This is a genomic window from Nostoc sp. DedQUE05 (assembly GCF_034530955.1).
GTDB lineage: Bacteria > Cyanobacteriota > Cyanobacteriia > Cyanobacteriales > Nostocaceae > Nostoc.
This window is the reverse complement of record NZ_JAVRCB010000008.1, coordinates 52,782-76,934: the sequence shown is the minus strand read 5'-3', so window position 1 is coordinate 76,934 and position 24,153 is coordinate 52,782. Positions and strand designations below refer to the sequence as shown.

Below are 24,153 nucleotides of genomic sequence, written 5' to 3'. Positions count from 1 at the left end.
TATTGTAGGGTGGGCAATGCCCACCTAATTTTTATTATTTGGGTAAAAATGCCAGCAAAAGATATTACTATAATGCCGTAAAAAATGCCTTAATTAAAGATAGCTCGACAATTACGGCTGATCCCTATCCAATCAAATATGCTGAAGTTAAACTGTTTGCGGATATAGCTGGTGAAAAAAAACTGTCTGTAAGTATAGAAAATTAACAGTTGGTATAATTTCAGCTAAAGTGAGTCTTGACTTTAGGAAATGATATGATTCTTGGGGAAAAAATACCTAAGCTTAATGAAGTTAGGGTTTAGTATAATTATTAGATCAGATACAATGTTTTTTCGAGATTCACCTTTAACTTAGCCAAGTGGTAAAATTTGGTCAGATTAGTTAAATCAATACAAAAATCTCTAATACTAAACATTAACGAAAACAAATTGTCAAGTTATGGTAACTCAATTAGAAATTACAGATGAACGCAAAGAAAAGGCTGAAGAAGAAATTCGTGACAAAAGAAAGCGTGTTGACTACAACACCTTAGAATACCCTATCGAAGTAATTGTTCAAAAATATTTATATGGCAAAGATGAAGATGAAAATGAATTCTTTATTCCAGACTATCAACGAGAAATGGCTTGGGATGAAGATAGGCAATCAAAATTTATTGAATCTGTAGTTTTAGGTTTACCAATACCTTATATTTTCGTTGCTGATATATCAGAATCAGAAAATTTAGCACGTTTAGAAATTATAGATGGTACACAACGTATTCGCACTTTAACTAGGTTTATTAACAATGAACTTAGATTAAAAAATCTTGAAAAATTAAAAACTCTTAATGGGTTTACTTTTGAAGATTTACCGCCACAACGCCAAAGGCGTTTTAACAGAACTACTATTAGAATGATTCAATTAACAGAAGAAGCAGATGAAGAAGTCAGAAGGGATCTTTTTGAGAGAATTAATAGTGGTAGTGTTGAATTAAATGAAATGGAGAAACGCAGGGGAAGTAAACCAGGAAAGTTTCTCGATTTAATTGAGGAACTATCAATAAATAAAAAATTTCAAGATTTATGCTCATTTACTAAACCTGAAATTGATAAAAGAGATCCACAAGAATTTGTCTTACGTTTTTTTGCATTTTTAAATAATTATAAAAATTACTCTGGCAGAAAAGTTCATGAGTTCTTGGATGACTATTTAGAACGAGAAAATAAATCTAGTTCTCTAAGTATTGATACAATGAAAAATGAGTTTTATTTGATGTTAGAATTTGTGGAAAAGCATTTTCCTAATGCTTTACATATTTATCGAAAAATAAAAAATTGCTATGAACCTACAACTCGAATCAAGTTTGAATCAATCTCTGTCGGTATTGCTTTAGCATTAAGAGAAAACCCAAATCTAGTACCAAAATCAACTAGTTTTTTAGATTCTCAAGCATTTAAAGATTGTACTCAATCTGATGCAAGTAGTTCTCAAAATAAGGTCAATAAGCGTATTCATTATGTTCGCGATCAGCTTCTAGGCAATTAATGAAAAGTACATTATTTCAAGATTTTGATGACCGCGATCAAGAAGTTAGTAGATATTTTTTATTTTTGAAAAATTTAGAGCAAGGTTCAATTAAATTAAGCATGGGTAATGCTAAGAATACAAAAACCAAATCAATAAACAATGACTTAGAAAAAACTCTTAAAGCAACAGGATTTTTGTTGCTCTATAATCTAGTCGAATCCACTATGACTAATGCGATTGAAGCAGTTTTCGATGAACTAAAAAATAAAAATATTTCTTTTGATGATGTTAGAGATGAAATTAAAAAGATTATTATTGATAACATTAAAGATAAAGATAATAAATCCACAAATAATCTTTTAGTTAGTATCCAAAATATTTCAGTTGATATTATATCAGCTAGTTTTAACAAAAAGAGATTATTTTCAGGTAATGTCGATGCAAGAGAAATAAAAGATACAGCAAATATGTATGGTTTTTCATATAAGACAAATGCTAGGAAAACTCAAAATGGGAGCGATTTACTAACAGTTAAGACCAACAGAAATGATCTTGCACATGGTTCTAAGTCATTTGAGGAAGTTGGTAGAAATGCTACTGCGTATGAGTTATTAAAAATTCAAAAAAGAGTTATTTCTTATTTAAAAGCAATATTAGAGAATATAGAGAGTTATCTATCTAACAAAGAATATTTAAAATAGTTAGTTCAGGTGAGTTTTGTGGAAAATAAGATATAAAAAACCGCTTCATTACTACAGCTTATAGTAAGGGTATGGATTTTTACACATAGGAGTTATTAAAATGCTTGAACTTCACAAAAGCTATGTTATTGATGACAATCAACAACCTATTGCCGTACAAATTCCTATCGCTGAATTTGAAAAGATTGAAGAAATTCTTGAAGATTATGGGTTAGCAAAACTCATTGATGAAGTAGAGGAAGAAAAACCATTATCAAAAGATGAAGCACTACAATATTATCAATCACTAAAAGAAGAAAATGTGGCAAGTTGAATATACTAAAAGGTTCTTGAAAGAACTTGCTGCTTTACCAGTTGAGATTCAAAGCCGCATAGAACCTATTGTCTTTCAAGAACTTGAAACAGAGAATCCGTTTGAATTAGGATATCTTGAAAAGCTGAAGGGCTATAGTGATAAATATAAGATTCGAGTTGGTGATTATCGTATTGGCATTACTCTTGATCAAGCAACACAAACATTAATTTGCCAACGAGTTGCTCACCGCAAAGACATCTACAGAATTTTTCCTTGAAGCACTGTAAAACTTGTTATCACTACTGTATATATACCCTAATACCAGTAAAGCGGCAAATGCTGTGTGACAACAATTTATTGATTTTATAGATGTCATTTGCAGTCAAGCTTTAGGAGTACAAAGATAACAATGTTTTCACCTAATTGACCATTCTATCAGCGCGATCATCGCACCTTTGCACTTTGCACACAGACCTAACCCCCCAACCCCCAACCCTTGTAGGGAAGGGGGAGAAATCCGGCTCCCCTCTCCGCTATGCCTAACGGCAGGCTGACGCCAACGGAGAGGGGCTGGGGGAGAGGTCAATCTATGCGATCGCAATGTTCCAAAACAAAACAACGGATTTGTATTAAGTACGTATGTAATAAGCCTTATGAGGGAAGATCGACGGTTAAGATAATTTCAACTTGATAATACTTCATCAAAGTATCGATCGATTTCTGCTTTCAGTATGTCAAAGTCTACAGGCTTGGTTAAGTGGCATTTGAAACCAGACTTCAGCGCAAGCTGCCGATCTTCTTGGCTACCGTAGCCGGTCAGTGCAATCAGAATTGAGCGAGTAAATTTGGAGTCTTTACTCAGTTCCTGTGCAACGGCGAATCCATCCATTTTGGGAAGTCCAATGTCACAAATAATTACATGAGGCTCAAGCTTCTTTGCAGTTTCTACCCCTAAAATTCCATCCTTGGCGATGGAAACTTCATGCCCAAAATACTCAAGTACTGCTTGTAAGGATAAGGCTGAATCCTCGTTATCTTCGATGACTAAAATCTTCAACGACTTTTTCGCCGCCTCTGTAATCTCTAGGTCGTCGTCTGAGGCTGTAATCTCTTCGCACATAGGGAGAGTGACTTTGAATTCTGCTCCCAAATTTATCCCTCTACTTGAGGCTTCAACATTACCACCATGAAGTTCTACAAGACTTTTTACTACCGAAAGTCCCAAACCTAGCCCGCCCCGCGAACGATCTAAACTGCGATCGGCTTGGGTAAACGGCTCGAAAAGTTCTGGTAATATTGTCGGTTCTATGCCGATGCCTAAGTCTCTTACAGATAAGACTGCTACACTACCTGAGCCATTCTCACCTGGAATAACTGAGAAATCCACCCAGATCGTTCCATCTGGTTGGGAAAACTTTAAGGCGTTATCAAGAAGGTTCCCAAAGATTTGGAAGAAGCGAGTGGAGTCAACATAAGCCCACACGGGCGTGTTTGGCAGGTCTTCTACAACATTAAGGTTCCATCTCTTGATTGCTTGTGCATGGTCATTGAGACTTTGGCGAATTAATTCTACCAGATTAACCTTCTCAAGGTTTAATGAAATCTTTCCATAAGTGATGGACGACACATCAAGTAACTCATCGATCAATTTCGAGAGGTGCTTAATCTGGTTTTGCATCATTAAAACTGTTTCTCCGACTGCACCAGTCTTTCCTAGCTTCAACTTGAGAAGCTGAACGCCGTTGGAGATGGGGGCAACGGGATTCCTCAGTTCGTGAGCTAGCATGGCAATAAATTTGTCTTTTAGGGCATTTTGGTTCGTCAGTTTCTGGAAAAGTTGCACGTTAGCGATCGCAACTGCTGTAGTATCAGTCAAAATCTCAAGCATTCCGATCTCTTCAGGTGTGGCTAGGTGGTGTGTACTCCAGTAAGCTCCAATCGCACCCAAAGGATCGGAAACCCGAATCGGAACCATCACTAAACTTTTGACAAATGTTACTTTGTACGCCTCAATCGGAATTCGTGCATCCTGGTAAATATCCTCAATTACGGCTGCTTTTTTATTGAGCATTGCCCAACCGGAGACGCAAGACTTGAGCGGAAAACGCATACCTTTCCAAAGCGGGCCAATGGCGTTTTCATCGACATAGTGGCAACATTCACCATCCCGCAATACAAAAGTTACTCCATCAGCATTTGTGAGATCGCGAGCAGCCAAACGCACAATCTCAATAATTTCTTCAATAGTCCGCACACAGGCCAAATCCTTCACGACCGAAAGCAGCCTGTTGTAAGAGGAAATGCTATAGCTTTGGTCTGAATTCTGTTCTTGAGAGATGGAGGTTTGTAACATATTTTTCATAAAGAACTCCGAACAAAAAGATATCTGTATAAAAATTTAGGTAAAGCGGGTAGTTCAGCTGACACCTACTCTTAATCGTAATCTTAGCCTCAATCTTGAGATTACAATCTGTTACCGCATTTTTACTTTTCCTTATATAGGATGAAATTCTTCAAAATTGCTAAGTAAATATTCGTAATCTACTTTTATTTATTAATGCAAGTTTTGGTGTTTAATCTACGGGGATTACGTAACAGATTAAACTCGTTATTTAGACGTAGTATTTGCAAGAAAATCAAAGATGCGTCACAATCCTTCGTAGACATTGCTAATGCAGACAAATTATTTGGCGATCGCTAAATAATACTCAAATCGCTCCCGGAGTTGTTCAACCGTCAAATTTTGAGTCCAGTACTCCACTAGAGCGTGACCAAATGCCCAGGCATTGCGATCGGGTGCAGCGGTGTTTTCCAGCAGTAGCGGCCAAAGGGCTAGCAATTCAAAGTTGACCGAGTTAGGGTTCAAGAGCGAGAAAAGCTCATATCCCATTTGCAGTTTGCCAATTACAATCGGCAACTGTTCCACAGGAATTTGCTTTGCCAGCATATATGCTAAAGCTGGAGATCCGGTTGAGAGGGTAGAAACAAACTGAAGGACGGGACTTTTGAGCAATGCCGTTAATCCTTGTGTTGTCGTCATTTGGAAGGTGTAGTGGTCGATGATTTTGGCGGCGGCGACGATGCGAGTTTCTAGGTTACGCAAAAAGCGGGCGAGACGGAGTTGCTTGGTAGGTGCGATCGCATCCACTAATCCCAAGGATAGCGCTTCTACTCCCCAGGCAACTCGATTTGTTTTGCTGTCGCCTGTAACCACTGGTAAAACTAGATTACAGAAGTTTCCTAGCTGTTTGGCGCGATACTCAGTGGCTTCTCTAATGGCAATTTCTTTGGGACGATCGCCCCATTCCCAATCATAAGGCGGTTGCCATTCGCGGATGGGACGCAGCCGGTCTACTTGGGTGACGATCGCGATCGCAGGTAAATCTGCAACTTCTGCTTTGATGTCTTGCAAAAAGTCCACATCCATTTGCAGGGCAGGATCGAGGGCAGGAGTAGCTAACAGCAGCAAATCTGAATTGATGGCATAATCAAGCACTAAATTTCGGAGTTCGGCACGGTTGACTTGTTCGTAACCAGGTGTATCTAAAAGCGTCAAAGTTTCGCCACTTTCAGTCTGCCATTGATAACTCTGAATGCGATCGGTACTAGGTAAAACGTCAACTGCTGCGAGATCCGCCTGAAATAGCGTATTAATCAGGCTACTTTTTCCCGATCCCGTGCGCCCCACCAGCAGAATATTTACGGGTTTTTGCTCAACCGCCTTGGCTGGTTGAGCTTGAGTCAGGATTTCTCGGAGTGTTTGAGTTTTTGGCTTGGGTAAAGTTGCTGGAGAAGCTACGGTTGCTGGAACTGGTAAGGTGCTACGTCCGTAAAGTGCGATCGCTTGTCGGCATAAGTTTCTCAAGGCAGCTTCCCGGAATAACTGGCTCAAATTCCCCAATAATTGCTGAGTTGCTTGGTTACTAGAACCCTGACTGGCTTGTTTTGCCACCGCCGCCACCGGATTTAAGATCCACTGTGCCCAGTTCCAAGCTTTCCAGAATTTCCGAGCCGATGGTTCCAACTTTCGGTAGACTTCATATCCTTGGTATGCTTGTCCAACCGTTACCTGATTGAGGACAGGGGATAACTTTTGCATCCACCGATCCATATCATCCACCGTTCCCCGAATCAGCCCGTAAGCTTGGGGGACGTAAATATTCAACAGGGGATATTGAACTTCAGGATTGTAGATATGAGCGATCGCTACAACTAAATCCTGGCATCGCGTCCAAAAAGTTTGCCAGTCTTCCCAAATCGGGCGATCGCTTTGTGCTGCTTGGAGAATTTCTTGAAGGGCGGTTTGTGCAAGTTTTGTGGTGTCACTTCCCACTGGTAGCTCTACAGTATCCTCTGCTGTCGATTCCAGTTCTTCACGGACTTCAGTTAATACAGCTTCCACCTCGTTAACAGCTGGTTGAGTCCATTTGACTAGCAGCCAACGCCAACCAACAAATAAAACGGTGAATACACCCCAAATCCAATTAATGCCCCACGCGTGAATTTGTGAACCGGCAGACACCAATAAGAAAATGATGATAAACGCGATCGGAATTGCTAAGACTACCCACTGCCACAGTTTTAACCGCACCATTGCCCCATACCTGCTTTGAAATGTTGGGAAATTCGAGTTTTTGTCAAAATTACTCTTATAAAAAGTCTATCGTCTCCAATGCAGGCAGGATGTTTGGTTTTCTGGGATTAATGGTAGACTCCTAATTATTAGGGATAAATGTTTTATTTTGCTGTAGGTAGCTAAATAAACAACTGGATATTTATATTTCTAGATTAGAAGAAGTTTAAAATTGCTCAGTTGTCTATGAGAGCAAAATTTAGTAAACAAGCTATGCAAACAATTACCGACATTGGCACGCTGATTGTCAGCACACCCGGAACCTGTGGTGGTCGCCCTCGGATTGCAGGACACCGGATTACGGTACATAATATTGCGATCGATTTCAACGCAGGCATGAAACCAGAAGAGATCGTTGTCCAAAGACCACAGCTAATGTTGGCACAAGTTTATGCAGCGCTAGCTTACTACTATGCTAACCAGGAAGTAATTGACACGGAGATTGCCGCAGAAATTGAAGAATACGACCGTTTGGAAGTTGAGTACACGGCGAAGAGACAGTGAGCCAAATTCGTTTGTATTTAGATGAGTGGTAAACCAACTAGTATTTTTGAGTGCTTATATTAATAAAAGCTATAGCAATCTGATTTGATTTCTGAATTAATCGTAGGGACTAGGGACTGAGGACTGGGAAGAAGGAATAAAGCTGTACTGAGTTTTTTTCAAAAATCAAATATGAGTCCTATATTAACGTTTTAAATACTTAATATTAGTTAATCTTAAGGGTAGTTGGTAACAAAAATTTTTAACAGAAATTCCCAAGCGATAAAATTTGCGGACGATATCTAAGGCAAAGTATGGTACGCGCAGTCGCAGTGGGTAACACACGGGCAAATATAACCAGTAGTAAGCCTTTTTGAGGTCATTCCACTTTGAGCAAGCTTCTTGATGCAGAAAATCTGATATATCTACAACTAATCCTCTCCCTTGGTACATCATGACATTACGCCCGTGGACATCATGAGGGTGGAGTCCGCAACTTCGCGCATAGTCAAGAGCTTCATCAATGTCCTTTATTACCTGCTTGGGAATTAGTAAACCAAAGTGCATACAATCGTAGAGGGTTGTTCCATAAAGCCGTTTCAAGACTAAAAACCCATCCTTGGCGTAGAAACACTCAGAAAAGGCTGGATGATAACCTAGACGGTGGTAAACTTCTACTTCCTCTTCAAAACCTGGCCGTCCTGGGGCATAAATCTTAACTACACAGTCAGGGGAATCGGGGTGATAAAATACTGCGGCGTAGTTTCCTTTGCCAAGCAGGCGCCAAGGTTGCGGAAGATAACTGACCTTAATTGGATTATGGGGATTGACACTTTCAATCTGTAATCTAGGCAGTAGTTCCTGATAAATGCTTTTGACTAACTGTTTTAGGGGCAATTTGTCCATATTAATTCCTTAGCCAATTTACGAGGTTTGGGAATAAGGTTGACTTGAGTGAATTACGACCTAAATGACACCGTTGCTACTTACCGTTAACAGTAAAGATGGCAATTTTTATCCAAAACTCATTGCGATATTGATTTTTCTATCAACAATTCCGATCCTGCTTCACCCTCACCCAGGTTATCAGAATTAGCAGATTTAGAAAAACCATCTGCTACATCTTTGATAAAACCAGCTACAGGTACCGCAACTAGTAAACCCAAGACTCCGCCAACATTGGTTCCTACAAGCAAAGCAATTAATACCCATATTGGTCTAATGCCAGTAAATTTGCCTAAAAGACGGGGTGCGATCGCCTGATCGATTAACTGATCGATAACAACAGCTACCGCAAAAACTTTAGCTGCTAGCCAAAAGTCATGTGACGCTATTATTAAAGTTATTAAAACCAGACTGACGACATCACCAAAGGGAATTAAGCTCAAAAGTCCAACTCCTAAACCAAAGAGTAAACCAAACTGGACTTGAAAAGCTAAAAATAATAATGTTATAGAAACACCCATCAACAAAGCCAAACTTACCTGACCAATTAAGTAATTTTGGAAGTTTTGCTGAATAGACTGGCTTATCTGCTGGGCAATATTTCCAGGTAATTTCTTAAATATCGCCTCCCAAATTCTTGGCCCATCTAACAACAAGTAAAAAGTTAGTACTACTGTGATTAACGCCTCAGAAACACTATCAATTGTATCTATGATAATACTTAAAAGTTTATCTGAAATAAACTCGATTTCATTAGGTAATTGGTCAGTTACTTGTGCTAATAGCTGACTTAAATTTACATTTAATTTATGTTTAAAAAACCAATTATTGAGAATCTGAAGTTTTTCTTCGCTAGAATCAATCCATTGGGGAAAGACTTTAACCATTTCATTGAATTGCTCTAAAACAATGGGTACTAAAGTGATACCCAAAGCCACAACAATTACCAATGCTAATATAAAAACCAATGCTACTGCATAGCTGCGTTTAACTCTCCGTTGTTGGAGAATCGAAACAGGATAGTTTAAAATAAATGCAAGCAAGGTAGCCAATACAAGAATTGTGACAACAGGTTGAAAGTTTTTAATCAGCAAAAATGCTAGCCAACCATTGAGGAATACTAGAGGAAATAACAGCGTAAAAATTAACCATCTAAGTAATTGGTTCAGTGGAAAATTCATAATTAATTTCAAAGTGAAAATTATTCTATTTACGAGATTTAACCGAGTAATTAAATTTGCTCAAGAGGAAGTAGACAAGAAAAATCTTTCCCGACGCTCCACTTCCCATTATTCCAATGATTAACTTTCAGCAAAAGCTAAAAATTGCTCCTCATTTATTCGCCCTGCTTGATACAGAGTATTAGTAATTTCCGAAATAGTTAAAACCGCATAGCTACGATAACCATTTTGCTGTAACCTATCTTTCACTCCTTGTTCGTGGTCGATAAATACCACAATATCATTAACCTTTAATCCAGCTGATTCCAACTTTCCTGCCCCTTCCATAACACTTTTGCCACTAATGAGAATATCGTCAACCACTACAACTGTTTCACCAGCATGAAAGTTACCCTCAATTACTCTCCGAGTTCCGTGTGCTTTCACCTCTTTACGCGGGAAAATCATCGGACAATGAAGGCGCAAAGCTAAACCAGTCGCAGTCGGTAATGAACCATAGGGAATACCTGCTAATCTATCAAAATTTAGATTCTTCAAAATATCCTCATAAGCTGTGAGAACTTGATTAAAAACTTGGGGATTGGAAATAATTTTGCGTAAGTCGATGTAATAAGGAAATATCGCTCCTGATGCTTGGACAAAGCTGCCAAACATAATGCAGTCAATATCATAAAGTTGTAAAATCAAATCTTGGTGGGGGTGCTGATTTAGAAAACAAACATCAGGAAACCACACAGAACAAGTAGAATTTTCGGAAATAATTTCAGTTTTGATTTGATTAATTTCTGCACGTAATGACTGGACTTCTTTTGATAATTCGATATTTACCAACATATCTTGAGGAATAGGAATCAGTAAACCATCACCATTACTATTCAAGCCAGCTTCTAAAATTTGTTTCAGGTTTTGTCCCTCCGCCCAGATGCTACGCGCCATAATGATTCGTTCAGGTGCAACTGCTCGAATAAGTGCTAAAACTTCAGGATTTGTAGTTCCCACTTCCAAACCCAATTGTTCTGGAGTTCCCCAGGTTTTTGATTCTTTTACCACTTGTAAATAAAGGGGTGATTCGTTTGTCGGATATTGCTGTAGAGCTTCTGCACCTGGATTAGAAGTACAGCATAAAATAAATACTGCTTTATCAGGATAGACTAAAAAAGGTGCTATGTGATCTTGTCCTGTATAAGGACTGAGAGTGATTGCGTCCACTTGCCATTGTGTAAACACAGTCTGGGCAAAGATGCTACTAGTATTTAAGTCACTGTGTTTGGCATCTAAAATCACTGGAATATGGGCTGGAATCGCTGCTAAAGTTTTGTACAGTAGTTCTAAACCAGGAATACCTAATGCTTCGTAAAAGCCAAGTGTCGGTTTATAAGCACAAACGAAATCAGAAGTTTCCGCAATAATGAATTGTAACCACTTTTCCAAACCAGCAATCAGTTCTTCAGATTCATAACGCCCAGGCATCATCTCTGGATTTGGATCGAGTCCTACAAATAGTAAGCTTTGATTTTGTAAGATATTTCTATTCAATTTATCAAAAAAGTTCATTTTCTTTTAAAGAGTTATTGGTCATTAGTCATTAGTCATTAGTCATTAGTCATTAGTCATTAGTTATCGCTCGTTTGTCTTCTCGTTTATTTATCTCCCTGACATAGTTTGTTTACAAAAACATTGATTCTGTTAATTCAGTACCACCAGCCTTACGCCCTAATTGATAGTGAATTACTACAAATAAGATAACCATCGGCACTGAGGCAAAGTGAACAATTCGCAATGCTTGCCAATCGCCAAAGCAATCCACAATCCAGGAAAATTGAGCAGGTTTATACATTCCTATTCCTGTAAATAATGCCAGCAGCAAAATAGGAATAATTGCTGTATAAGCAATCCGATGCCATGCATAAATTAGGCGTTGGGAATTTTGAGTTTTTTGTAATGCTTTCAAGTCATTAGCACCGACAAAGCGATGTCGCCAGCGTCGGGTAATTAAAATGTAAATTCCATACCACAACAGATTCAGCGAAAATAACCACATTGCTGCAAAATGCCAGTGTCTACCTCCTGCAAGCCAACCTCCTAAAGTAAATATTGGAGGAATGTGCAAACCTGCGCGTCCACCAAAAACAGGGTTAGCGTTGTAAATTTGTAGTCCACTGGTGAGCATGATAAATAGACTAATGATGTTACACCAGTGAAAAATTTTGGCTCCTATTGCTTGAGTGGGTCGCTTTCGAGTTGGAGAGGGAACGTTGGAAGTCATAAATTTTGACTGATAAAATTTGTTGTTTATTTGTCTTGGGTAAATAGCCCAGCAAGTTTGGGTGGGTATTACCAAGAAAGGCTGGAGTTAGGAGACAGGTGGTCACTGAGCGTAGTCGAAGTGGGGCTGGAGGTGAAGAGTATCAATTAAAACTAAAGTTTCAAGGTCTAAAGCACAGTTGAAAGCAATAATTATACTGAGACTTCAGATTTTGGCTGGCGAATGCGAGAGCGTTTTTTATCCAGTATGTATTGGTGATAAACGCGGTTTACTTTTTAGACATCATTTAAGATTAAAACATCAACAGGTATCAAACATCCTTTAAGCAAGGAGAATAAGATGGCTAACACAGATAATCTCATCGGTGTGAGAAATTTGGGTATTGCGATCGCCGATTCTTTGATTGGTAGCACCACTCCAAAAACTCCTCAGATATTGGAAGTTACTGGTCAAGGAGAGGTTAATGTTGCGACCACGTTAACTGATGTAGAATTGGGGATTAAAATACAGGGAAAAACTGCAACCGAAGTTCAACAACTTGTTGCTCAACGTTCAAGTGCGGTAGTTGATGTCTTGCAAAAGCTTGGCGCGCAAGAACTTCAAACTACATCTATTCAACTAAATCCTGTTTATAGTTATGAAAATAGTACTCAAACCCTAACAGGTTTTGAAGGTCTCAACACACTTGAGTTTGAGTTACCAACAACTCAATCTGGAGCAGCAATTGACAAAGCTATTCAAGCAGGCGCAAATGTCATACAGAATATCAGCTTCACTGCCTCAGACGAAGCATTGCAGCAGGCACGCTTGCAAGTTCTGAGCGAAGCTGTCAAAGATGCTAAAGCTCAAGCTCAGAGTGTTTTTAGTACCTTGCAGTTAACCCCCGGAGAGATTATTGACATTGATATCAACTCAGATGATAATCCTAGACCCTCTCCCTTGGTGTCTAATTTAACAGCAGATAGGACTTTTGCATTAGCTAGTACAACTCCTATAATTGGTAGTCCTCAGACGGTAAAAGCTAGTGTTTCTCTCGATATAGGTTATTCTCCAAATTCAGCAGGGACTCTTGCTTCGGCTACTGATAATCTCATCGGTGTGAGAAATTTGGGTATTGCGATCGCCGATTCTTTGATTGGTAGCACCACTCCAAAAACTCCTCAGATATTGGAAGTTACTGGTCAAGGAGAGGTTAATGTTGCGACCACGTTAACTGATGTAGAATTGGGGATTAAAATACAGGGAAAAACTGCAACCGAAGTTCAACAACTTGTTGCTCAACGTTCAAGTGCGGTAGTTGATGTCTTGCAAAAGCTTGGCGCGCAAGAACTTCAAACTACATCTATTCAACTAAATCCTGTTTATAGTTATGAAAATAGTACTCAAACCCTAACAGGTTTTGAAGGTCTCAACACACTTGAGTTTGAGTTACCAACAACTCAATCTGGAGCAGCAATTGACAAAGCTATTCAAGCAGGCGCAAATGTCATACAGAATATCAGCTTCACTGCCTCAGACGAAGCATTGCAGCAGGCACGCTTGCAAGTTCTGAGCGAAGCTGTCAAAGATGCTAAAGCTCAAGCTCAGAGTGTTTTTAGTACCTTGCAGTTAACCCCCGGAGAGATTATTGACATTGATATCAACTCAGATGATAATCCTAGACCCTCTCCCTTGGTGTCTAATTTAACAGCAGATAGGGTTTCTACAACTCCTATAATTGGTGGTTCTCAGACGGTAAAAGCAAGTGTTTCTCTAGATATCGGTTATTCTGCAAATTCAGGAGTGATTCTCGATCTACCTCTTAATGGATTGCAGCAATTTGCTTAATCAGGACTTATGCAAGTTACACAAGCACGTGGCGGACTACACCGCGCTCAATACCGTTCGGTTAAGGAATTTTTTGGTTGAGGCAGGCGGCGGCGGCCTTGTTAATGCATCGACTTGTATTGTGAATGCGGCGGTCGCCTTGTTAATACATCGACTTGTATTGTGAATGCGGCGGCCGCCTTGTTAATACATCGACTTGCATTGTGAATGCGGCGGCCGCCTTGTTAATGCATCGACTTGCAAAAATTAACACCTTCTCCCCAAAGTTAAATACCTAAAAGTTGGCGTGTTTCTATCCTCGTTCCCAGCCTGGAGACTGGGAACTAGTTGGAGTAAGGGCTGTATCTTAACTTAGTGCCATTCGTTCATTACCTAAAAGTTGGCGTGTTTTCTAATTGCGGCATAGTGTCTTGCTGTTGTATTCATCTCAATCACCAACTCTGTCCCTTGACCTAATTGAGAATTACACTTAAGTTTACCTTGATGTTTTTCAACGATAATTTGCCGACTAATTGATAACCCTAGTCCTTGACTTTTGCTTACTGGCTTGGTTGTAAAAAACGGTTCAAATATATGTCTTTGGATATGGGGAAGCATACCTTTGCCATTGTCAAAAATGCGAATGATAACTTTGTGCTTTTTCCCTAGTAGTTTGTCATTTAGCCAAGGTTCATGATTATTGACCAATGATAAATGACTGCTAACAACTTCTGTATGAATCAAAATTTTTGGAGTAAAAGAATGATCGTGTTTCATCCTTTCTTCTAAAGCATCAATGGCATTAGTTAAAATGTTGATGAATACCTGATTGAGTTCACCAGGGTAACACTCAATTAAGGGTAATTTCCCAAAGGTTTTAATTACTTTAATCTCTGCTCTATCAGGTTTTTCTTTGAGACGATGTTGCAAAATCCTGAGAACGCTATCAAATCCTTGATGTATGTCAACCTTTTTCATTTGACCTTCGTCAGAGATAGAAAAATTCCGCAAAGCGAAAACAATATCTTTCACACGCTCAGAACAGGCTCGCATTGACCACAGTAATTTAAAAAATTCTGTCTTCACGAAACCAAGGTCAAGGTGTTGCAAATGTAAGGCAAGAACTGGGGTAGGCGTGGGATAGTAATATTGGTAAAGTTCAATAATTCTGATTAAATCTTCAGCGTATTTACTAGCAGTATGGATATTGCTGGAAATAAAGTTAACGGGGTTGTTAATTTCGTTAGCCATATCCGCCACCAGTTGACCGAGATTAGCCATTTTCTGGTTCTGCAATAACTGCTTTTGAGTATATTTGAGTTCTTCGAGGGTAGTTTCTAGCTGTTGTGATTTTTCCTTAACTTGGTCTTCGGTAGACTGGTGTTGAGCAATTTCTCTTTGGAGTTGTTCAAATAGTTGGTATTGTTGAGTAGCGTAGGCGCAGCCCGTCGTAGACATCGCCTTATCCTGATTAATATCCTTGTGCGTTCCCACCATCCGCACTGGTTTACCGAATTTATCCCGTTGGAATACTTTGCCACAAGTCAAAATCCACTTCCACTCCCCGGATTTAGTCAACATTCGCAATTCGACTTCAAACACAGGTATGCATCCTTGGAGATAATCGTGCAATACCTGACGAATTCTTGGTAAATCCTGTGGATGTACCAGTTGTTCAAAGGATTTATAATCGTTGTCGATTTCCTCTACTTTATATCCCAGGATGCTTTTCCATTGGGAATCATAATAGGTTTTGTCAGTTACCAGATTCCAATCCCACAACCCCAAGCCACTAGCGATTAATGCCATTTGTAAGGCGGCTTGTGAGCATTGGCAAGTATCTAAATTTTCTAGAGATAAGTCTTTGGCTTCTGGGAAACTCTGAGAATCTTGTACTGAAAATGGAGCTTCTGATTCATGAGTAGCGGGTTCTTGGATATGCATAGCTGCTGGTACGATGAGGAAGATATTCTGTAGCTTTCTCTCTACGCTGTTTTAGCACCCTGACGATTCAGTTATGGACAAATCGCCTAGTTGGTTTATTAGGCTGTAACTTAGGTCAGGAATATATCAGCCCATATCATAAATTGGGATGGAATTTAGAAGAATGTAACCTCTGTTGCGATCGCAATAGCAATCTCTTAGAAAAAATCGCTACATTGTTGTGCATCTACATTCTAAGATATGTCTAAAAAAAGTAGTTCAAGTCACATATAATTACCTAAAAAGCCCGAAAAATTTGTAAAAAAATTTCTATGATTGAATCACGCTAAATAATTTCAGGATGCAAAAAATTGTCAAGGCTTTTTTGTAGCTTTTTGAGTCAGAGCTGGCTGCTATGCATAAAAGGCAGCCGACATTGACTTTTAAAGCTGAATGGTGTGAAAAAATATCATACTGAATTAGAGTCAATGAGTAATGACTATAGATGAACTAGTATTGCTACTAAAAGCCAGTCAAGCAACCGGTTTAACGACGCTCCAAGAGTTGATATTGCGTTCTTCGTGGGAAGGAGAAACCTACACCAATATAGCTAGTGAAGCGCACTACGGCGAGGAACGTGTCAAGAAAATCGCTGCTCATTTATGGCAAGTACTGAGTAATTTTTACAAAGAACCAATACATAAATCCAACTTTCGCCACACTCTAGAAAATCACCATTTTAGCGAAGCGCATCAGCAGTTTATTAAGGAATTCAATCGAGCCGCCACAGCGATATCCTTAGAATTTCCTAGTGGCCCAGTATCTCTTAATTCCAGATTTTACATCCCTCGACCGCCAATTGAAGAACTCGCTTACGCAGAAATGGCTGAACCTGGGAGTGTAATTTGCATCAAAGCACCCAAAAAGATGGGGAAAAGCTCTTTGGTTTTGCGGTTGCTTGCACGCGCTAACAAGCAAGGCTTTCGCACCGTAACTTTGGATTTTGAGCAAGCAGACAAAGCAGTATTTGCCAGTTTGGATAAATTTTTGCGCTGGTTCTGTGTCAATGTTAGTCGGGAGTTACAGCTAGAACCACAACTCAATGATTATTGGGATGAAGATATGGGTAGCAAAGTCAGCTGCTCTATCTATTTCCAAAAATATTTACTGTCTGCGCTCTCAAGTCCCCTGGTTTTAGTATTAAATGAGGTGGATTGGGTATTTGAGTATCAGGAAATTGCTCAAGAGCTGCTACCATTAGTGCGATCGTGGTATGAACAAGCTAAAAGGGTAGAAATTTGGCAAAAACTGCGTCTGGTTCTGGTTTATTCAACAGAAATTCTTGTTCCCATAAAACTCACTCAATCGCCATTATTTAATATTGGTTTGACAATTAATTTACCTCCCTTTACGAAAGAGCAAGTGCAGGATTTAGCACAACGTCACGGCTTGGATTGGACAGATGGTGAAGATGCCGATAGTTTGATGGCAATGGTGGGAGGAAATCCTTATTTGGTGCGATTGGCATTGTATCACATTGTGGGTAAAGGCGGATTAAAAGGAGATTTAGGACAGTTATTGCAACAAGCACCCACAGAAGCCGGAATTTATAACCAGTGTCTAAAGCAGTATGTACTAGCACTTCGAGATGAGCCAGAATTGGGAGATGCTTTTTATGAAGTGATTAATACTACAAATTATGTAAAATTAGAGCCAAGCTTGGCATATAAATTACAAAGTATAGGGCTAATTAATTTAGAAGGCGATGTCTACGACAAGCTACGCCTACGCAGTACTCCTGCGTGTGAATTATATCGGTTATATTTCCAACAATATCTCAAAAAAAGTGAGCATTTCAATAATACTCATGTTGAACAATTGAAACAAGAAAATCAACAGTTGTCCGTCCTCTCTAGTTTAGATGAACTAACTTAATTAGTTAATCACTGCTACTTTGAAAGCTACCTGCAAACTGAGTGGCAAAATTTTGCTCGTCAAAACACTCTAATATCACTGATTTTTTGCGATATGAAGAATAATTCAGCTATTCTGAATTCCGAAGTCAGAATGAATCAGTGGGGAATTCAGACCCGCCACTGTTTTGTTTACCACTAAATATGCAGATTGAGTGGAGGTGTTAAACCCCTTAATTCATCCAGCAGTTGCACAAAATTTATTCTGAATTCTGACTTCTGACGCCTTTATTCTGTTTTGCTAAAAATAGCAAATGATAAGACTTTTTTTGTCGATGAAACTTCCATTACTAGCTTGGGAATAATAAATCATGCATGAGATAAACTTGCAATTAATCTCAGCATATTAGGTGTATTTACTATCGACAAATAAAGGAACAATTTGTTAATGAAAGTGAGTTTATTAGGGATTAATCTAGGTTTTGCAGCTGTTAGCAGCAGTTGTCTTGCGGCAGTAGCGATCGCTATGAGTGGAGCAAGTGCAATTGCTGCTCAATTCATCACAATTGAAAGCACTGGTACATTATCAGGAACTATCCAACTTCCCAGAAATAATCCCAATTTCAATAACAGTATTACTCGTATTGATACGGATGATACTGGAACTTATTACCGGAACTTAGGTACTAATAATAATCCTAATTATGTTCCTGTATACCAATCAGACTATTTACAGGTAGAAACACGCTCCGATGGAAGTCTGCATCACTTTGTTGACTTTAAAGGTATTCCAATTGTCTCGTTTGATGGTGTTTTGACATCGCCGGTGCTTTCTGGTGGTCAATTGACTACCTTTCTTTACCAGGGACAATTGTCAGGAACCACATTTCAAGGAGTAGTTCAAGATGAATTTAATCTTACAAAAGCTTTCTACACTGGTACTGTCACTGACCCAAATACCGGAAAGAAATATCAAGGTACTTTTGAAGTGAGTGGATATGGGGAGCGATATAGTAATCCCAATGGTAATTTAACTCCCACGGTCTTTGATTTCCAGTCTGATATTCCAGGTTTCCCAGGCGTAACATCCTTGACCATAACTAATGCTAGTTTGGCAAATTTAAGAATCATAGTACCTATAAATGAAACTTCTATTCCAGAACCCGCTACCCTTATCGGAACTCTGATGGTAGCTAGTTTTGGTATCGTTCTGAAAAGAAGAAAAGACAGCGGACTTAGGAAGACGTTTTAAAACTGAAAGCCTGTTGTAAAAAAGCTCACAAGGCTGAAGCTGAATTGTAAACGTCAGCGCCTTGTGAGCAAATAATCTTAGACAATAAGGACTAAAGTCCTTACTACGAACTTATTTATCTATTAATTTAAAATAAGCCGAACTTTTGCAAATCCGGCTGAGTTTAATCAATCATCTATACGCAGTAGTTTGCGATAAAATGGTTGTGAAAAATCAGTTATACGATAACGTTTATAGTTATCCATAAGTTCAATTAAAAAATTAATAAACTCGAAACTAGCCATCATCAGTTCATAACTCAGGTCAGCATTGCCATCAAACTGAATTCGGCAACGGGTTAAGTCTGAGGGTAAAGTAGCAACATTCCAGGAGGCGACAAAGGGAACATGTTCGCTGGCTTCAATCTTCCGATGTCCCTCCAAGACCCCTTTTTGATAAAGACTGATGGCATAAGGTAAGAAATTGCGCCTAGCACCCTGAACATAAGGTAAGTAAACACTGGCTTGTTGTTGAGTTGCAGGCTGGAGTTGCTCGATAGACATAGTTAAATATTCCTCAAGTTAGTTAGCAACTGGGGATATTAGTGGATGTTAGTAGTATTCCCCAAAGATGTGTTTAAAGCACATAGTAGGAATGGGCATTGGGGATTGGGGATTGGGCATTGGGCATTGGGGATTGGGCATTGGGGATTGGGCATAAGGGATAAGTCTTTGATACTTGCTGACGAGTTTTTGAACTCCACTCCTCTGCTCTCCAGTCCCCCAGTTCTCATGCCCCATTCCCTATGCCCCATGCCCCATGCCCCATACCCAATAAATGAAGTTACTACTAAGAAATATTAAAATTTCGGTTACAATGATGCTGCATTAACTGTTATCGAATCTGGGAACGGTAACACTAAAAATCCCTACTGTACAGTGGTGGATGCCGTTATTGCAGTTTTTCCCAACAAAAAGCTGCTGCTACCTTGCTATTACTTTACCCAAACCGGAGTTCTCATTAGGGAAAATCCGACTCTACAAGCTTCCTGCCGAAGTGGCTATCAAAGGAATCAAGCTTCTGTCTAAGAGTAGCAAACGCGGTTAATATGAGGTAATTACGCACAGTGGCGGTGACAACAAAGGTAGTCCCAGCGGCTTTTGGCTTAGGGATAGCGGGTATTGCAGTTTGCCCATTCCGATTAATATCGGGAAAAGTAGCTTAGGGATATTTGTCCGTAAAATTACTAACTGTAGACAAATAGTGGTTTTTGAATCAAGCAACCTAACCTATGCCAGCGAATTCCTGGCCCGAAGAAGATTCTTATCAAGAGCTCGATCCGCTCAACTCCTTGTTGTCTGACCTATCAGTAGATGAGGAGTCAGTGTTAGAGACAGATTCTATGTCTCTACCATCCCGGTTTCAAGGTCGTAGAGGCAAAGCAGCTCTAGTCTTGACTATCGTCTGGAGTGGCACGATCGCTCTACATTTAGTTTCTTGGGCTTCCATTTTTATTCTAGGACTGACCACCATTCTAGGATTTCATGCTTTGGTGGTGGTGTTTACTAAATCCCGTCGCTATCCAAAAGAAATACAAGGAGATTTACCTTCTGTTTCTGTGCTAGTGGCTGCGAAAAATGAGGAAGCAGTAATTGCTAAATTAGTCAAAAATCTTTGTAATCTGGAATATCCAGGTGGGGAGTACGAAATTTGGATAATTGACGATCGCAGCAGTGATAGCACGCCACATTTATTAGCGGAACTCGCACAGAAACACGACCAGCTGAAAGTACTAAGGCGTTCAGCAGAAGCTACTGGTGGCAAATCAGGGGCGTTGAATCAGGTATTGCCGCTGACAAAGGGCGACATTATAGCAGTATTTGATGCTGATGCCCAAGTAACACCAGATTTACTGCAACAGGTAATACCTTTATTTCAAAGAGAAAACGTGGGGGCGGTGCAAGTGCGAAAAGCGATCGCCAACGCTAAAGCAAACTTTTGGACTAAGGGTCAAATGGCTGAAATGGCACTTGATACCTGGTTTCAGCAACAGCGGACTGCCCTTGGTGGCATTGGCGAACTGCGGGGCAATGGTCAATTTGTCCGGCGTTCCGCCTTGGAAAGCTGCGGTGGCTGGAATGAAGAAACTATTACCGATGATTTGGATTTGACAATCCGCTTACATTTGGATAAATGGGATATTGAGTGTGTTTTCCATCCAGCGGTGCAAGAAGAAGGAGTGACAAATGCAGTTTCACTCTGGCATCAGCGCAACCGTTGGGCAGAAGGCGGTTATCAGCGCTATTTAGATTATTGGGATTTAATTCTCAAAAACCGGATGGGATGGCGTAAAAGCTGGGATTTGCTGATTTTTATGCTGATTATGTATATCTTACCGACAGCAGCAGTCCCAGATTTATTAATGGCGATCGCTCGTCATCGTCCGCCAATGTTAAGTCCGATCACAGGCTTGTCCATTTCTATGTCGATGGTAGGGATGTTTACAGGTCTGAAGCGGGTACGTCAAGATCAAAAATTCCCACTTTCTACATATCTTACGATGCTGGTGCAAACCCTGCGTGGCAGTTTATATATGTTGCACTGGTTAGTCGTCATGAGCAGCACTACTGCTCGGATGTCGGTAAGACCAAAGCGCCTGAAATGGGTGAAAACCTTGCATACTGGGCATGGGGAATAGCCCCTTTGGGGAATTAAAAATTCAAAATTCAAAATGCAAAATTACCAAAAATAATTTTGCATTTTTTTTAGGGACTGACAAAAATAATTATCCAGAATTATTTGTATATTCGTAGGATCGCAAGGCCTTGCGCCCCTACAATGGGATATTTTTTTAATTGAAAGTTCTTTATTCATCATCCACGTCTGCTTCTTCTACCCATTCTGGTGTAGTTGTGGAATCTGAGAATTCTGGGAAATCATCTGCAAAACGGATGATTTGTCCGTTGAAAAATTCTGCTACACGTTGAGCTGCGATCGCTACTTCGTCAGGTTCCCAATCAGGTGCGGGTGTTTGTTTTGGAGGTGGAGGTAAAGTTTGCATCCCGTTTCCATTTACCCCATTTCCATTTACGCCATTTCCATTTACACCATTGCCATTTCTTGCCGCCAACTCGCTTTTTTGTGGTGCTGGTGATGGATTAGTTGGCTGTGGTGCTGGCGCTGGAGGCAACGAAATTTGCTGGTTGTGGCTAGGTGTGGGTGCTTGCTGAACGCGACTAGAGTCTTTTGGCGGAGGATTTTTTTTGGCTGAGGTAGAGTTTGAAGAAATTCCTTTTTCTATGTTTATCTGGATTTCACGCTGGAAAGTCTGCTGAAAAGCTGCTGCAATCATCGGTAGATAAGATTTCCCCTTGTCATACCATGCCTGTTTAATCGCAATTCGAGCCACAACACCGTCAAACTCTATGAGTTGGCTCATTTGACGCAGCATTTCTTGCCTTGATTTTGGCTGGAGATTGGCAAGCACTTGTTGCCAAATCTGAGTTAAGTCATATTCTGCTTCGCTAACAACTTCTGAAGTTACTGGTTCAATGTTCGCAGGTGGCACAGGAACAGCAACAGGTTCTGGGGTTTGTGGTGAAACTGATTTAGCAGCAGAATTGCGATCTGTTTGCTGTTCAACTGGGGGAGATGAAGTGACGGGCTGATTTTGGGCAGCTGTTTGATGATTGGCAGATGCAGAATTATGATTTGTTTGCGGTTCAGCTACAGGTACAGAAGAGACTGGGTGATTTTGGGCAACGACTGGAGGATAGCTTGGAGATACAACAGGTGTATTAACTCGCGGCGCGATACTTGGGGCTTGTGGCTGAATATTTGTCGTCGCACTCGGTAACAATCCTAGTAATGTTACCTCCAACCACAAACGCGGCTGAGTGGTGTTTTTAATTTGTACTTCAGCTTCTCGCAAGTGTTTTTGTCCTGCCAAAATCGCGCTCATATCGAAGTATTGAGCAAATTCAATCAGCGTTGTCCAGGTTTGCTGAGTACAAGCAACCAAATCGTGGCGGTTGGGTGCTGTTTTAGCAATTAGTAAATCGCGGTAAAAAGCAGCGAGATTTTGCAGAATAGTTAGGGGTTCTCGACCACGATCTAGAATGTAGTGAGTACAGTCTAGAACTGCTTCCGGTTTATCTTGAGCGATCGCATTTAAAAGCGCTAACAAGTCCTGTTCGCTTACCGTCCCCACCAAATCCCAAACTCGCTCTGGTGTGACTTCACCTGCTAACAAGCCCAATTGATCGAGTAGACTTTCGGCATCTCGCAAGCCTCCCTGAGAAAGTTGGGCTACCAGGGTGACAGCATCAAGTGAAATATGAATGTTTTCTTTAAAGGCGATCGCACTTAAATGCTTCACCATCGCCTCTAACTGAATGCGTCTAAAATCAAACCTTTGACAGCGCGAAATAATCGTTGGTAACACCCGTTGCGGGTCTGTTGTCGCCAATACAAAAACCACGTGTCTCGGTGGTTCCTCTAATGTCTTAAGTAGCGCATTGAATGCCTGGGTACTGAGCATGTGGCATTCATCAATAACATAAACCTTGTAGCGACACTGCACAGGAGCAAACTGGGCTTTTTCAATCAATTCGCGGATATTATCGACACCAGTATTACTGGCAGCATCGATTTCAATTACGTCTAGGGTGTAGCCCTTAGCAATCCCTTGACAAACCTCACACACGCCACAAGGTTCAGCCGTGGGCCGATCGCCTTTGAGACAATTAAGGGATTTAGCCAGAATTCGGGCACTAGAAGTTTTCCCCGTACCTCTTGGCCCGGTAAATAAGTAGGCAGGGGCGATTTTAGATGTGCCGATCGCGTTCGTGAGGGTGGTGGCGATCGCCTCTTGGCCCACCAGTTCAGCAAAACTTTTGGGGCGATATTTGTGGTGCAGGGGTTCGTAAGACATGGAAATATAGACTTCAATGCCTTTCAACGTTAATTAGTAGCACCGAGTCGAGTTGAGGATTCAATTATTTTAAACTCTCGTACCTGGCTTTATTGATCGATGTTGCCATAGCTCAAGACTCAACTAATGCCGTAAATTTTGGCACTCAGAAGAGCAAGCAACCAGAGCTTATCCTCTACTATGATTTCAACATCAATGTATGGGAATTATAGCATATCATTTAGTACATTTGTTCTATTTAAAGAGACAGGGAAGCAGAGGAGAATAACTCTTGACAAATGACTAATGACTAATGACAAATGACTATACGTTTTATTGACTGAACTATCATAGT

19 protein-coding genes are annotated in these 24,153 nt (G+C 40.1%); 10 read left to right on the top strand and 9 right to left on the bottom strand.

Annotated features, from left to right (window positions below):
• Window positions 1-38: 38 nt before the first annotated feature.
• The 5 genes from RMZ42_RS07935 (at window position 39) to RMZ42_RS07915 (ending at window position 2,782) form a co-directional block, all read left to right on the top strand.
• Window positions 39-206 (top strand): element excision factor XisH family protein, encoded by a 168-nt coding sequence (locus RMZ42_RS07935; protein WP_322670898.1) that lies wholly within the window; start codon window positions 39-41, stop codon window positions 204-206.
• A gap of 232 nt (window positions 207-438) precedes the next feature.
• Entirely contained in the window at window positions 439-1,527 is a 1,089-nt protein-coding gene (locus RMZ42_RS07930; RefSeq protein ID WP_322670897.1) for a DUF262 domain-containing protein, read from the top strand.
• Window positions 1,527-2,210, top strand: coding sequence for an MAE_28990/MAE_18760 family HEPN-like nuclease (locus tag RMZ42_RS07925; protein ID WP_322670896.1), 684 nt, complete (start codon window positions 1,527-1,529; stop codon window positions 2,208-2,210). Before RMZ42_RS07930 ends, RMZ42_RS07925 begins: the two co-directional genes overlap by 1 nt.
• Window positions 2,211-2,310: 100 nt before the next feature.
• The gene (locus RMZ42_RS07920) at window positions 2,311-2,523 is read left to right on the top strand and encodes a hypothetical protein (protein ID WP_322670895.1); all 213 of its coding nucleotides are present in this window, start codon (window positions 2,311-2,313) and stop codon (window positions 2,521-2,523) included.
• The gene (locus RMZ42_RS07915; protein WP_322670894.1) at window positions 2,510-2,782 is read left to right on the top strand and encodes a type II toxin-antitoxin system RelE/ParE family toxin; all 273 of its coding nucleotides are present in this window, start codon (window positions 2,510-2,512) and stop codon (window positions 2,780-2,782) included. Before RMZ42_RS07920 ends, RMZ42_RS07915 begins: the two co-directional genes overlap by 14 nt.
• A 405-nt stretch (window positions 2,783-3,187) precedes the next feature.
• On the opposite strand, the gene RMZ42_RS07910 is transcribed toward RMZ42_RS07915, so the two are convergent.
• Window positions 3,188-4,867 (bottom strand): ATP-binding protein, encoded by a 1,680-nt coding sequence (locus RMZ42_RS07910; protein WP_322670893.1) that lies wholly within the window; start codon window positions 4,865-4,867, stop codon window positions 3,188-3,190.
• A gap of 321 nt (window positions 4,868-5,188) precedes the next feature.
• Window positions 5,189-7,099, bottom strand: a complete 1,911-nt coding sequence (locus RMZ42_RS07905) for a GTPase family protein (protein WP_322670892.1) — start codon at window positions 7,097-7,099, stop codon at window positions 5,189-5,191.
• A gap of 252 nt (window positions 7,100-7,351) precedes the next feature.
• On the opposite strand from RMZ42_RS07905, the gene RMZ42_RS07900 reads away from it, so the two are divergent.
• Window positions 7,352-7,642 (top strand): DUF433 domain-containing protein, encoded by a 291-nt coding sequence (locus RMZ42_RS07900; RefSeq protein ID WP_322670891.1) that lies wholly within the window; start codon window positions 7,352-7,354, stop codon window positions 7,640-7,642.
• 183 nt (window positions 7,643-7,825) lie between these two features.
• Here RMZ42_RS07900 and RMZ42_RS07895 read toward each other — a convergent pair whose 3' ends face one another.
• The 4 genes from RMZ42_RS07895 to RMZ42_RS07880 all read right to left on the bottom strand — a co-directional run bounded on the left by RMZ42_RS07895 (window position 7,826) and on the right by RMZ42_RS07880 (window position 12,013).
• The gene (locus RMZ42_RS07895) at window positions 7,826-8,527 is read right to left on the bottom strand and encodes a serine/threonine protein kinase (protein ID WP_322670890.1); all 702 of its coding nucleotides are present in this window, start codon (window positions 8,525-8,527) and stop codon (window positions 7,826-7,828) included.
• 119 nt (window positions 8,528-8,646) lie between these two features.
• Window positions 8,647-9,747 carry an AI-2E family transporter gene (locus RMZ42_RS07890; protein ID WP_322670889.1) on the bottom strand — a complete coding sequence of 367 codons (1,101 nt, stop codon included), beginning with the start codon at window positions 9,745-9,747 and terminating at the stop codon, window positions 8,647-8,649.
• A gap of 120 nt (window positions 9,748-9,867) precedes the next feature.
• Entirely contained in the window at window positions 9,868-11,301 is a 1,434-nt protein-coding gene (locus tag RMZ42_RS07885; RefSeq protein ID WP_322670888.1) for a bifunctional orotidine-5'-phosphate decarboxylase/orotate phosphoribosyltransferase, read from the bottom strand.
• A 112-nt stretch (window positions 11,302-11,413) separates the two neighbouring features.
• Window positions 11,414-12,013 carry a cytochrome b/b6 domain-containing protein gene (locus RMZ42_RS07880; protein WP_322670887.1) on the bottom strand — a complete coding sequence of 200 codons (600 nt, stop codon included), beginning with the start codon at window positions 12,011-12,013 and terminating at the stop codon, window positions 11,414-11,416.
• Between the two features lie 339 nt (window positions 12,014-12,352).
• Between RMZ42_RS07880 and RMZ42_RS07875 the strand changes: the two genes are divergently transcribed.
• Complete coding sequence (locus tag RMZ42_RS07875) at window positions 12,353-13,840, top strand: SIMPL domain-containing protein (RefSeq protein WP_322670886.1); 1,488 nt, start codon at window positions 12,353-12,355, stop codon at window positions 13,838-13,840.
• 372 nt (window positions 13,841-14,212) lie between these two features.
• On the opposite strand, the gene RMZ42_RS07870 is transcribed toward RMZ42_RS07875, so the two are convergent.
• Complete coding sequence (locus RMZ42_RS07870; RefSeq protein ID WP_322670885.1) at window positions 14,213-15,763, bottom strand: PAS domain-containing sensor histidine kinase; 1,551 nt, start codon at window positions 15,761-15,763, stop codon at window positions 14,213-14,215.
• Between the two features lie 474 nt (window positions 15,764-16,237).
• Between RMZ42_RS07870 and RMZ42_RS07865 the strand changes: the two genes are divergently transcribed.
• Window positions 16,238-17,677 (top strand): AAA-like domain-containing protein, encoded by a 1,440-nt coding sequence (locus RMZ42_RS07865; protein WP_322670884.1) that lies wholly within the window; start codon window positions 16,238-16,240, stop codon window positions 17,675-17,677.
• A gap of 426 nt (window positions 17,678-18,103) precedes the next feature.
• Window positions 18,104-18,907, top strand: coding sequence for a PEP-CTERM sorting domain-containing protein (locus RMZ42_RS07860; protein WP_322670883.1), 804 nt, complete (start codon window positions 18,104-18,106; stop codon window positions 18,905-18,907).
• Between the two features lie 167 nt (window positions 18,908-19,074).
• On the opposite strand, the gene ebsA is transcribed toward RMZ42_RS07860, so the two are convergent.
• Complete coding sequence (ebsA, locus tag RMZ42_RS07855; protein WP_289797664.1) at window positions 19,075-19,449, bottom strand: type IV pilus biogenesis protein EbsA; 375 nt, start codon at window positions 19,447-19,449, stop codon at window positions 19,075-19,077.
• 728 nt (window positions 19,450-20,177) lie between these two features.
• On the opposite strand from ebsA, the gene RMZ42_RS07850 reads away from it, so the two are divergent.
• Window positions 20,178-21,584, top strand: a complete 1,407-nt coding sequence (locus RMZ42_RS07850) for a glycosyltransferase family 2 protein (RefSeq protein ID WP_322670882.1) — start codon at window positions 20,178-20,180, stop codon at window positions 21,582-21,584.
• Window positions 21,585-21,752: 168 nt separating this feature from the next.
• Here RMZ42_RS07850 and RMZ42_RS07845 read toward each other — a convergent pair whose 3' ends face one another.
• Window positions 21,753-23,819 (bottom strand): DNA polymerase III subunit gamma/tau, encoded by a 2,067-nt coding sequence (locus RMZ42_RS07845; protein WP_322670881.1) that lies wholly within the window; start codon window positions 23,817-23,819, stop codon window positions 21,753-21,755.
• Between the last annotated feature and the right edge of the window lie 334 nt (window positions 23,820-24,153).

What these genes read in the sequence shown, in the direction of transcription:
- RMZ42_RS07930 (WP_322670897.1), top strand. Translation starts at nt 439, where the DNA reads ATGGTAACTCAATTAGAAATTACAGATGAACGCAAAGAAAAGGCTGAA.
- RMZ42_RS07925 (WP_322670896.1), top strand. Translation starts at nt 1,527, where the DNA reads ATGAAAAGTACATTATTTCAAGATTTTGATGACCGCGATCAAGAAGTT.
- RMZ42_RS07920 (WP_322670895.1), top strand. Translation starts at nt 2,311, where the DNA reads ATGCTTGAACTTCACAAAAGCTATGTTATTGATGACAATCAACAACCT.
- RMZ42_RS07915 (WP_322670894.1), top strand. Translation starts at nt 2,510, where the DNA reads ATGTGGCAAGTTGAATATACTAAAAGGTTCTTGAAAGAACTTGCTGCT.
- RMZ42_RS07910 (WP_322670893.1), bottom strand. Translation starts at nt 4,867, where the DNA reads ATGAAAAATATGTTACAAACCTCCATCTCTCAAGAACAGAATTCAGAC.
- RMZ42_RS07905 (WP_322670892.1), bottom strand. Translation starts at nt 7,099, where the DNA reads ATGGTGCGGTTAAAACTGTGGCAGTGGGTAGTCTTAGCAATTCCGATC.
- RMZ42_RS07900 (WP_322670891.1), top strand. Translation starts at nt 7,352, where the DNA reads ATGCAAACAATTACCGACATTGGCACGCTGATTGTCAGCACACCCGGA.
- RMZ42_RS07895 (WP_322670890.1), bottom strand. Translation starts at nt 8,527, where the DNA reads ATGGACAAATTGCCCCTAAAACAGTTAGTCAAAAGCATTTATCAGGAA.
- RMZ42_RS07890 (WP_322670889.1), bottom strand. Translation starts at nt 9,747, where the DNA reads ATGAATTTTCCACTGAACCAATTACTTAGATGGTTAATTTTTACGCTG.
- RMZ42_RS07885 (WP_322670888.1), bottom strand. Translation starts at nt 11,301, where the DNA reads ATGAACTTTTTTGATAAATTGAATAGAAATATCTTACAAAATCAAAGC.
- RMZ42_RS07880 (WP_322670887.1), bottom strand. Translation starts at nt 12,013, where the DNA reads ATGACTTCCAACGTTCCCTCTCCAACTCGAAAGCGACCCACTCAAGCA.
- RMZ42_RS07875 (WP_322670886.1), top strand. Translation starts at nt 12,353, where the DNA reads ATGGCTAACACAGATAATCTCATCGGTGTGAGAAATTTGGGTATTGCG.
- RMZ42_RS07870 (WP_322670885.1), bottom strand. Translation starts at nt 15,763, where the DNA reads ATGCATATCCAAGAACCCGCTACTCATGAATCAGAAGCTCCATTTTCA.
- RMZ42_RS07865 (WP_322670884.1), top strand. Translation starts at nt 16,238, where the DNA reads ATGACTATAGATGAACTAGTATTGCTACTAAAAGCCAGTCAAGCAACC.
- RMZ42_RS07860 (WP_322670883.1), top strand. Translation starts at nt 18,104, where the DNA reads ATGAAAGTGAGTTTATTAGGGATTAATCTAGGTTTTGCAGCTGTTAGC.
- ebsA (WP_289797664.1), bottom strand. Translation starts at nt 19,449, where the DNA reads ATGTCTATCGAGCAACTCCAGCCTGCAACTCAACAACAAGCCAGTGTT.
- RMZ42_RS07850 (WP_322670882.1), top strand. Translation starts at nt 20,178, where the DNA reads ATGCCAGCGAATTCCTGGCCCGAAGAAGATTCTTATCAAGAGCTCGAT.
- RMZ42_RS07845 (WP_322670881.1), bottom strand. Translation starts at nt 23,819, where the DNA reads ATGTCTTACGAACCCCTGCACCACAAATATCGCCCCAAAAGTTTTGCT.